At 41.6% G+C, this 9,283-nt stretch carries 9 protein-coding genes; 3 read left to right on the forward strand and 6 right to left on the reverse strand.

What is annotated here, in order from left to right; all coding sequences use genetic code 11:
• Positions 1–47: 47 nt before the first annotated feature.
• The 6 genes from AC1DV1_RS22110 to AC1DV1_RS22135 all read right to left on the reverse strand — a co-directional run bounded on the left by AC1DV1_RS22110 (position 48) and on the right by AC1DV1_RS22135 (position 6,222).
• Positions 48–623 (reverse strand): hypothetical protein, encoded by a 576-nt coding sequence (locus AC1DV1_RS22110; protein WP_477363548.1) that lies wholly within the window; start codon positions 621–623, stop codon positions 48–50.
• Positions 613–2,079 carry a PAS domain S-box protein gene (locus AC1DV1_RS22115; protein WP_477363551.1) on the reverse strand — a complete coding sequence of 489 codons (1,467 nt, stop codon included), beginning with the start codon at positions 2,077–2,079 and terminating at the stop codon, positions 613–615. Before AC1DV1_RS22115 ends, AC1DV1_RS22110 begins: the two co-directional genes overlap by 11 nt.
• Positions 2,080–2,146: 67 nt before the next feature.
• Positions 2,147–2,851: an SDR family NAD(P)-dependent oxidoreductase gene (locus AC1DV1_RS22120; protein WP_477363554.1), complete on the reverse strand. Its 705-nt coding sequence runs from the start codon at positions 2,849–2,851 to the stop codon at positions 2,147–2,149.
• A gap of 344 nt (positions 2,852–3,195) precedes the next feature.
• Positions 3,196–3,423, reverse strand: coding sequence for a hypothetical protein (locus tag AC1DV1_RS22125; protein ID WP_477363557.1), 228 nt, complete (start codon positions 3,421–3,423; stop codon positions 3,196–3,198).
• Between the two features lie 23 nt (positions 3,424–3,446).
• A complete protein-coding gene (locus tag AC1DV1_RS22130; RefSeq protein WP_477363560.1) occupies positions 3,447–5,222 on the reverse strand; it encodes an aromatic amino acid hydroxylase in 1,776 nt (591 codons plus the stop codon).
• Between the two features lie 61 nt (positions 5,223–5,283).
• Positions 5,284–6,222 carry a lysylphosphatidylglycerol synthase transmembrane domain-containing protein gene (locus AC1DV1_RS22135; protein WP_477363563.1) on the reverse strand — a complete coding sequence of 313 codons (939 nt, stop codon included), beginning with the start codon at positions 6,220–6,222 and terminating at the stop codon, positions 5,284–5,286.
• 368 nt (positions 6,223–6,590) lie between these two features.
• Between AC1DV1_RS22135 and AC1DV1_RS22140 the strand changes: the two genes are divergently transcribed.
• The 3 genes from AC1DV1_RS22140 to AC1DV1_RS22150 all read left to right on the forward strand — a co-directional run bounded on the left by AC1DV1_RS22140 (position 6,591) and on the right by AC1DV1_RS22150 (position 8,990).
• The gene (locus tag AC1DV1_RS22140; protein ID WP_477363566.1) at positions 6,591–7,460 is read left to right on the forward strand and encodes a carbon-nitrogen hydrolase; all 870 of its coding nucleotides are present in this window, start codon (positions 6,591–6,593) and stop codon (positions 7,458–7,460) included.
• Between the two features lie 73 nt (positions 7,461–7,533).
• A complete protein-coding gene (locus AC1DV1_RS22145; protein ID WP_477363569.1) occupies positions 7,534–7,887 on the forward strand; it encodes a four helix bundle protein in 354 nt (117 codons plus the stop codon).
• A 5-nt stretch (positions 7,888–7,892) separates the two neighbouring features.
• Positions 7,893–8,990: an agmatine deiminase family protein gene (locus tag AC1DV1_RS22150; protein WP_477363572.1), complete on the forward strand. Its 1,098-nt coding sequence runs from the start codon at positions 7,893–7,895 to the stop codon at positions 8,988–8,990.
• Positions 8,991–9,283 lie beyond the last annotated feature (293 nt).

Below are 9,283 nucleotides of genomic sequence, written 5' to 3' on the forward strand. Positions count from 1 at the left end.
CATTATTTTCTTAAAGTTATTAGTTGTACAGACGAACCGTTTTAAGGTTATTTTGTCAAGATAGCATAGCGATCCCGGCCAATGGCTCTGTAAAACCTATATTTAAACTTAGCCCAAAAGGAATTTATTTTATAGGAAAGTGAGTTGTTTTGCCAGTTGATGTCGAACTTTTTTTTTCCATTAAAATGATAATAAAAAGGATGCGAAACTTTACTATGAAGCATTGGTGGATTATTTTCAATCGTTTTTCTGTAATCCTCATCCAAAGCACTTTTAGGATAATACCCAATTTCAATTATAGTACGTTCGTTTGAAGCTTTATAAACAAACAGGTTAATATCATAAAGGTCAGGATACAACTTTAACATTTGAGGCATTATATCGGCTAAGTATTGCGGCGCCAGCTTTTCGGACCTGGCTTTTTCAAGCTTTCTTCGCACGCCAAATTCTTCGTCCTRTTCTTTAAGGTTACTAATGATATACAAACAATTATCAGATATAGTATTCCACGCCAAATCGCTGGCGATGCTAAGCAAACTAACCGTGGCTTCGGCTAAATGTTCTTGCAGTGTATTTTGGGTAATTATTTTCCTGTAGAACATTTGATATGGTTTACCTTCCACCCTTCACTTCCTCGCCATACATCTCTGTTTCGTTAACCCGCATATAAACGGTTTTTTCGACAATATTGTGTATCACCCCATCCAGTTCACGGGCTGTGGTGTCAAGGTGGGCAACTATTTCTTTATTCAAAGGATTTTCCATATCATCCTTGTCGAACAAATTTACCAGGCCGAGGATGGTAGCTACCGGTCGCCTGAGTTCGTGCGAGCTAATGTTGGCGATGGATTGCAGCCTGTTGTTCTGGTCAAGTATATTTTCTTCGTTTCTCTTACTTTCTATCAAAACCCGCAAAATATTTACCGTACGTCCAATCAACTGTAGTTCACTATCCTTAGGCTCGCGCACAGTGTTATAATAAATACCAAACACCGCCAAAACCTTTGACCCTTTTGAACTGATAACCGGGGTAGACCAACACGCTTTTAATCCAAATTGTTTAGCTAATCCGGCATAGTCGGCCCAAAGGGGATCGTTTTCAATATCGCTCACAATAACCTGGCTGCGGTGAAAAACCGCCGTACCACATGAGCCAACATTTGGTCCCACCGAAAGATTTTCGATTGCATCACAATAATTTTTAGGTAATTGTGGGGCGGCAAGGTTATGTAATTTATCCTCCACGTCATCAACCTCCAAAACCGAGCAAATCATTTCAGGAAAAATACCTTCAATTCCCATTAACAATTCGTTGGCGGTTTGAGCAAGGGTATACCTCGAGGTGGTATTTAATTCTAACACCTTCTTTTCCAGCGTTAAAACCCATTGCTGAATCATTATTTCGGTGATATCCCTGATAAAAACAGCTAATCTGTTGTGATACGGATATACATTCATTCGTAACCACGAATTACAAAATGTATTCAGATACTGTACCTGTATTGCTTGTTCGCTGGCCAATGATCGTTGTAACTCATCTATTACCCTGGGTGTTAAACCCAGGCTTTTGATGTATGTAAAGCGAGATGACCTTATCTGGCTTTCATCCAGATTGGTCATCGCCTGGAAGGCAGGATTGAAGGCTAAAACATTCCACCCGGTATCAAGTACTATGAAACCCTCGGTAAGGCTTTGAATGGTATGTTGCACAATATCATCACTTGTGGCGCCAGATTTGGCAGGAACGCCAATCACCGCGTTGCCAGTTGAATAAATAAGACCATCGTCATTCAGTAAGATAGACCATGTTACGCTATAGTAACATCCATCCTTAGCTTTAACGCGGCTCTGATATCCTATCAGTTGTTTATCTGCAACTAACTTGCCAACTGATTCTTCTTTGCGTTCCTTATCGGCCGGGTGGCAAATATCGGCAATATTTATTCCCAGCAGTTCGGCCTCGGTATAGTTAAATAATTGCCGGAAGGATGGGTTGGTATGTAATATTACACCACTAATATCCATCACAAAAAATATATCTTTTGAGTGGGTAAAAAAGGATATGAATCTTTTATCCATAGCGGGCTATTATGGCATATTTGACTATATCTAAGTTATAAAATATTTACAATAACCAAATATTAATTTAAGGAGTGCTTACAGCAACGGGCAAAACTTTGCCATTAAAAAAACGATGCCCGGTAAGCGCAAAATCGGCCACGTATTTTCCCATTTCAAATGCCAGTACCGGCGATTCATAGCCAGGAAAAGCTTTTTCAAGCATTTCAGTTTGTGCCGATCCTAATGCCAGGCAATTCACTTTAATATCCTGGCCGGCCAATTCCTGGGCCAAACACTCTGTTAAAGTGTGCAATGCCGCTTTACTTGCCGAATATGCCGCCAACCCCGGAAACTTAGCGCTGCCCTGGTAACCGCCCATACTGCCAATATTTACAATATGCCCGCCACCCTGCACCAATGGTAATAAAGCCTGGATAATGCGCACATGCCCTATAAAGTTACTTTGCAGCATTTCTACAAAGTCAGTTTCCTGCAGTTCTGCAAAAGGCTTATTAATAAGTACACCAGCGTTGTTAATTAAAATATCAACCCGGTTATCAAAATTGGCTTCAATAAACTCAAGCAAACCTTCGTAATCATCATGTACAATATCAAATGTGAGGGCATACAACTGGCAATCGGGGTTAAGGCCATTGGCAATMTCTAGTAAACGTTCAAGTTTATCCTGCGAGCGCGCCAGGGCTATCACTTTATGATTACCGGATAGTATCAGTTCAATTACAGCTTCAAATCCTACGCCGCTGCTGGCTCCTGTTATAATAATGTTCATACGTTAGCCCCAATATATTTAGATAGAGGTCATTGCAAGGAACAAAGAAATCTCCCGACTTGCAAATCGAGTTTGCTTTTTGAGGATTGCTTCATCCCGCATAATAACGCACTTGTAAATCACTGACTGTAAGTGTATTTTCAATGTAATTTATGTCATTACGAGGTACGAAGCAATCGCGAACTAAACATACTGGACGTGCACAGTTCGCGATTGCCGCGCTACGCTCGCAATGACATGGCTGTTGTTGAGTCCTAAACCCAGCGTGTCATTACTATTTTTCCAGCCAGGCTGGTCGTTAGTCGCAATGAGGTAGTTAAAACGTCTATCTAAAAGCTACGATCCTACTCTCCTCTTATATTTCTCTGCCACTCAACCGGATCTTTAATATCGGCAAAAAGCTTTTTCCCTCTTGCGTTATTTAAAATGGTCTTTATTTTTTCATACCGATTGATGGAATCATTAAGCGCAATCTCTTCAATGACAACTTCTCTCACGTATGAAATATTTTGCAAAACCACTTTTAAAGATTCTACGGCATCATTATCAACCCTTACAATCAGCTTTGCCATCCTCTAAAATGCACAACATTCTGTTAAAATACCAATTTTTGCTCAACCGGGTGCGCTATCAGGTAAAAACCATCGTCAATCAGTTTTTTTAGTTCGGGCTGATCTTTTGCTTTTTGTTGCAGGAAATTACGGATGTCTGATGCCAACAGTGGCTCAATATCCTCATGTTCCAAAAGTTCCAGTATTTCAAGTGCACAAAGCCAGTCGTCATGATGGTCTTTTTGTAGTTTGAGCCAAACGTTACCTAAAAAACCATAATCGCCTTGTTTTTGGCGGCAATCCCTAACTTGTTTGTACAGCTTGTGCAGTTCCTTGTTTTTAAAATCGTATTCCATGTGATGGGTTGCTGTTTTTGATTTATAAACAGCCTCCTCAAAGGCTTCTTTATCGGCGGCGCCGCAAAATACCGAGGTTACATTTTGGCCAACAGCCATATCATAAACACCCCATGATGGGTCGAACAGTACCGTATCGCCGTGGTCGGTTACCGTACAGTCTGTAAAAGTAATGAGACACGTTTTGCCTTCATTTTCCAGGATGCTTTTTACTATCCCTTTCACCGTAATACCACTTTCAAAATTCAGCACCGCATTTTGGTTTATACTGATGCCGGTATTTTCCAATTGCGTTGCATTCAAATCTTCAATCGGGCCAAGGTTTTTCAGCCTGCCAACAGGCGAGCTAAAGCCGTTATGATGATAGCTTTTGCCATGACCCTTAAGCTGCTTGTTATTTACAGCCAAAGCTGTAGGCCCGGCGGTTTTAATAAAACAGGGCTGGCCATCTTTATCCACCTTAAACTCGGCAACCGTGCCCGAAACCTGTAGGCCCGAGCTATAAACTACGGTACAGGTATTTTTGCTTTCAACAGCCTTACCCAAACCATATGCCCCCCCTCTGCGGAAGGCCATGGTATTGGCAAATTCCTCCAGCACATCTATCAGGTTTTGAAATGTCGGCGTTACAAAAAGCTGCGGCTGTGTTTTGGTAATATCATAACTATAATTCACGGCATCAATGGTATACCAAAGCTTCTTTACGCCGGCCATCATACAGCTGGCGCTTTCACCTATTGACGATAGCAGGCCCGCCCCATATATTTTCGGATTTTCAAGTGTGCCTATCAGTCCATATTCTACCGTCCACCAATGTAGGCGGCTAAGCAGTGCCATTTCTGAAGGTTCGCCCATATTTTCCTGCCGGCGGGCCAACAATTCTTCAGCCTTTTTGATCTGTTCGGGGTCGGCATCGGGCATTTCCTTTAATATTGATAAAGCTCTTATGGCTTCATAAAGTTCAAAGTCCTGTGCCGAAAACATCGCTTTTGCCCCTATCGACCCAAAATAGCTCAAATACTCGTGATAGTCTTTATCGGCAATAATTGGCGCATGCCCTGCAGATTCGTGAATAATATCAGGTGCTGGCGTATATTCAATATGTCGCGACTGCCGGATATCGGCAGCAATAACCAACACCCTGCAGGCCTGGTACTCCATGAAGGCGGCCGGCGGTATAAAGCCATCAACAGTAACCGCCCCCCAGCCTATTTTAGCCAGGGCATCGTTCATTTCCTGCAAGTTGGGTATCCGCTCAATTGTTAGCCCGGCTTTGGTTAAACCGGGGATATATGGATAGTAGGCTACATCTTTAAGATAGCTATAATTTTGCCGCATTACATAGCGCCAAACCGCGTGGTCAATAGGCGTATAATGCTCGTAATGTTGGTCGACTATAAATTGTTTTAAATGACCGGGCAATGCCGCAACCTGCGGATTATTAAAATCATTAAAATGGCTCATGTACGTTGGGTACGGTTTATAACAGAACGTAAAATTAGGAAATAAGGTTTAATAAACCTGTCTATTTTTCTTCAATATCAGGCAAACCAGCCTGCAGTTTATCGGTACGAAAAACGTAATATACACCCAATAAGGCCACTACGATAGATATGAGGTAGAAAGTAAAACTCAAATAAACCGCCATATCTTCGGCAAGATGAAATGGTTTGGCCAGGTTCACAAAAATGGCGTCGCGTACGCCGCCGCCACCTAAGCTAAACGGAATGATGGATGCCAACGCAGAAATGAGGAACGAAAGCAGGTAAGGTGCAAATTTACCGGTAAAATCCTGCGCAAGCAGCAGGCATACTATACACAGCAATTGCATGGATTGTACCCCGATAGCCTTTAAGTGCGCCGTAAAAAAGTTATGCGTGTAATCTTTAAAAAACTTGCGTACCACTATATAATATATTATGGAGCCGCCTATCAATAAACCAAGCGGAATTTTTAACCCTATTTGCACACTTATATGCGGTATTAAAATAATAAGCGCAACGGTGATAACCCCTATGGCCCAAAAGCCGCTTAACCTGTCGAACAAAATAGCCCAGAAAACTTTTTTGGTGGGCAACTTATAATTTTTATGCAGCAGGTAAATTTTATACCCATCGCCACCTATACCACCCGGCAACAGCACGTTATAGCATAACCCTAAAAAGTACAGGCGTAAGTTAAAGCGATAATCGAGCTTTAAGCCTATCGACTTAAAAAAACTCAATAACCGCCATGCCGAAAATAACATCGAACCGAAATAGCAAAGAATTGCTGCCGCCAGCCAGGCCCTGTCGGCGTGTACCAGCCTGTACTTTATTTTGGCAAATGGCACTTTGCTAAAAACCCAATACAACAGGCCGCCGGTAACTACAATAATCAGGATAACTTTAACAACGCCCCAAAGCTTGCCTTTCCAGGTTTTATGTTCGGTGCCTTCGTCTATAATTTCTTCGGTATCTGTCATCTGGATGCAAAGCTATGGTATTTTTTTATTTGGATATAACCGGCACGTTATTTAACGGTAAAATCAAGTTTAAAGCTTTTTGGATAAAAGTTTAACAGGGGGATATTTTTGTCATGAAAAGACGGTAAAACGCAAAGCTTTAGTCAAAAAAATCAAGATCGATTTCCTAAAACAGGTATTTAAAACTAAGATTATTTTCCGCCCAAAGATGCAAATCAAACTCCTTATTTTTCTTAGCGTCTTTGCGCGAAAAAAAACCGAGTTAAAACTGACACCTATATAACCTGCAAATCAAATCAGTGTAATCATATAATATTCGGTGCAATCATAAATTCATAATTGTTATTTTTGCGCAAATTTTTATAGGTATGAACAAAGTAAAAGTTGGCATTGTGCAAATGAGCTGTACTGCAGATAAGCAGCAGAACCTGCAAAAGGCTATTGTTAAAGTAAGGGAAGCGGCTGCCAAAGGCGCGCAGATTGTTTGCTTACAGGAACTATTTACCTCGCTTTATTTTTGCGATGTAGAAGATTACGACAACTTTAAACTGGCAGAAGCAATCCCCGGCCCATCAACTGACGAATTGTCGAAAGTTGCTGCTGAGTTAAATGTGGTTATCATTGCATCATTATTTGAGAAGCGTGCACAAGGCCTTTACCACAATACAACTGCTGTATTAGATGCCGATGGCAGTTACCTTGGCAAGTACCGTAAAATGCATATACCCGACGATCCGGGTTTTTACGAAAAATTTTACTTCACACCAGGTGACCTGGGTTACAAAGTTTTCAATACCAAATACGGCCGTTTAGGTGTGTTGATCTGCTGGGACCAATGGTACCCCGAAGCTGCACGCATTACCGCGTTGATGGGTGCCGATATCCTGTTTTATCCAACGGCCATTGGCTGGGCCACCACTCAGGACGAGGCTACAAATATTGAACAATACAATGCATGGCAAACCATCCAGCGTTCGCACGCGGTTGCCAATGGCATACACGTTGTAAGCATAAACCGCGTAGGCGAAGAAGCCGGCGTTAAATTCTGGGGCGGATCGTTTTTTGCCAATCCCTTTGGCGCTATTATCCATCAAACATCACATGATCAGGAAGAAGTTGTAGTGCAGGAGTTGGATTTGGATAAATCTGATTACTACCGCAGTCACTGGCCTTTTTTGCGCGACAGAAGGATTGATTCATATCAGCCGATAACAAAACGTTTATTAGACGAGGACTAATTTTAGTCCGGAAGTCGAAAAGACAGAAAGTCCGAAAGTGAACTCTGAGTTATTTAGCAGCTATCATTCTTATATGGGTTTTAAATTTGAGAAACTAATTGTTTGGCAAAAATCGGTTGATTTATCATCCGATATCCATTCATTGACCAAAACTTTCCCAAAAGACGAGTTATTTGTTTTAACTGCGCAAATAAAAAGAGCCGCCGATTCTGTTTCTTTGAATATCGCAGAAGGATCAACCGGCCAATCAAATTTAGAGTTCAGCAGATTCCTGGGCTATGCTTTACGATCAAATATAGAAGTTGTAGGGTGTTTGTATCTGACTCAAAAAAGACATTTAATATTACAAGTAGATTTTGACAAACTCTACCAACAATGTGAGGAAATACTTGTAATGTTAAATGCTTTGCGTAATTCTCTTAAATAAACCCAATGTCAATAAATAACGATACCTCAAATTCAAAACTTTCGGACTTTCGGACTTTCGGACTTTCGGACTTCCCAGCGAAGCTGGGTTTTCACTTTCCTGCCGAATGGGCACCACATACAGCCACCTGGCTTTCGTGGCCTCACAAAGAGGCTTCATGGCCGGGGAAAATTGATTTAATTTATCCAGCGTACATTGAATTCATCAAAGTATTAACCAAAGGCGAATTGGTACGCATTAACGTGGCTGATGAAAACATGAAAGCATCTGTAGCTTTCCAATTGCAAAATGCTGGGGTGGATATGAGCAAAATTGAATTATTTGAATTTGCTACCAACGATGCCTGGTGTCGCGATCATGGGCCGGCATTTTTGATAAACCCCGATACCAAGCAAAAAGCCATTGTTGACTGGGGCTATAATGCCTGGGGCGGTAAATATCCACCGTTTGATTTGGATGATGTGATCCCTACAAAAATTGGCCAGCATTTTGGTTTGCCTGTATTTAATCCGGGAATTGTGATGGAAGGTGGCTCTGTCGATTTTAATGGCAAGGGCACTATTTTAACAACCACCGCCTGCCTGCTTAACAAAAACCGTAACCCACATCTTAACCAGGATCAGATTGAAGGCTACCTGCGTAATTTTTACGGGGCCGAACAAATTTTATGGTTGGGTGACGGTATTGTTGGCGATGATACGGATGGCCATATTGACGATATAACCCGTTTTGTAAATGAAGATACCGTAGTTACCGTTGTTGAAGAAAATAAAAACGACGATAACTATCACCTGCTGCAAGAAAACCTTGAAGCCCTTAAAACTATGCGCTTGCTTAACGGTAAACAACTTAATGTAGTTGAGTTACCAATGCCCGATGAGATAATTTATGAAGACACCCGTTTGCCGGCGTCATATGCTAATTTCTATATCGCTAATTCGGCAGTGGTAGTACCTACGTACCGATCGGCAAATGATGATAAAGCACTGCAAATCATCCAGCAATGTTTTCCCGACCGCGAGATTGTGGGCATTGATTCAACAGATATTATCTGGGGATTGGGCAGCTTCCATTGCTTGAGCCAGCAGGAACCTTCGCTTTGATGTGCAGATCTGCAAATTACAGATGTGCAGATGGTGTTTGATGTGCGCATTGCAGATACGCAAATGATATAAAAATAAAACCGCCTTGCTTTTTCGAAGCCAGGCGGTTTTGTTTAAGGGTAATGATGCCAAAAATAGTTGGTGGAATTAGCTAAAAAAAGCAGTATATAGCAAATGCAGATATAAGAGTACCCAGGCTCTGCAGAGGTGCAACCTGCCAGCAATAATATTTGCGAACGATACCATGGCCGGACGAAAGTCCGGCTTTTTTTATTCATGGTAGAGTTCAAATA

It is taken from the genome of Mucilaginibacter sp. P4_D1 (assembly GCF_056401935.1).

Coding starts and splice junctions, on each gene's coding strand:
- AC1DV1_RS22140 (WP_477363566.1), top strand. CDS start 6,591: ATGAACAAAGTAAAAGTTGGCATTGTGCAAATGAGCTGTACTGCAGAT.
- AC1DV1_RS22130 (WP_477363560.1), bottom strand. CDS start 5,222: ATGAGCCATTTTAATGATTTTAATAATCCGCAGGTTGCGGCATTGCCC.
- AC1DV1_RS22150 (WP_477363572.1), top strand. CDS start 7,893: ATGTCAATAAATAACGATACCTCAAATTCAAAACTTTCGGACTTTCGG.
- AC1DV1_RS22125 (WP_477363557.1), bottom strand. CDS start 3,423: ATGGCAAAGCTGATTGTAAGGGTTGATAATGATGCCGTAGAATCTTTA.
- AC1DV1_RS22145 (WP_477363569.1), top strand. CDS start 7,534: ATGGGTTTTAAATTTGAGAAACTAATTGTTTGGCAAAAATCGGTTGAT.
- AC1DV1_RS22115 (WP_477363551.1), bottom strand. CDS start 2,079: ATGGATAAAAGATTCATATCCTTTTTTACCCACTCAAAAGATATATTT.
- AC1DV1_RS22135 (WP_477363563.1), bottom strand. CDS start 6,222: ATGACAGATACCGAAGAAATTATAGACGAAGGCACCGAACATAAAACC.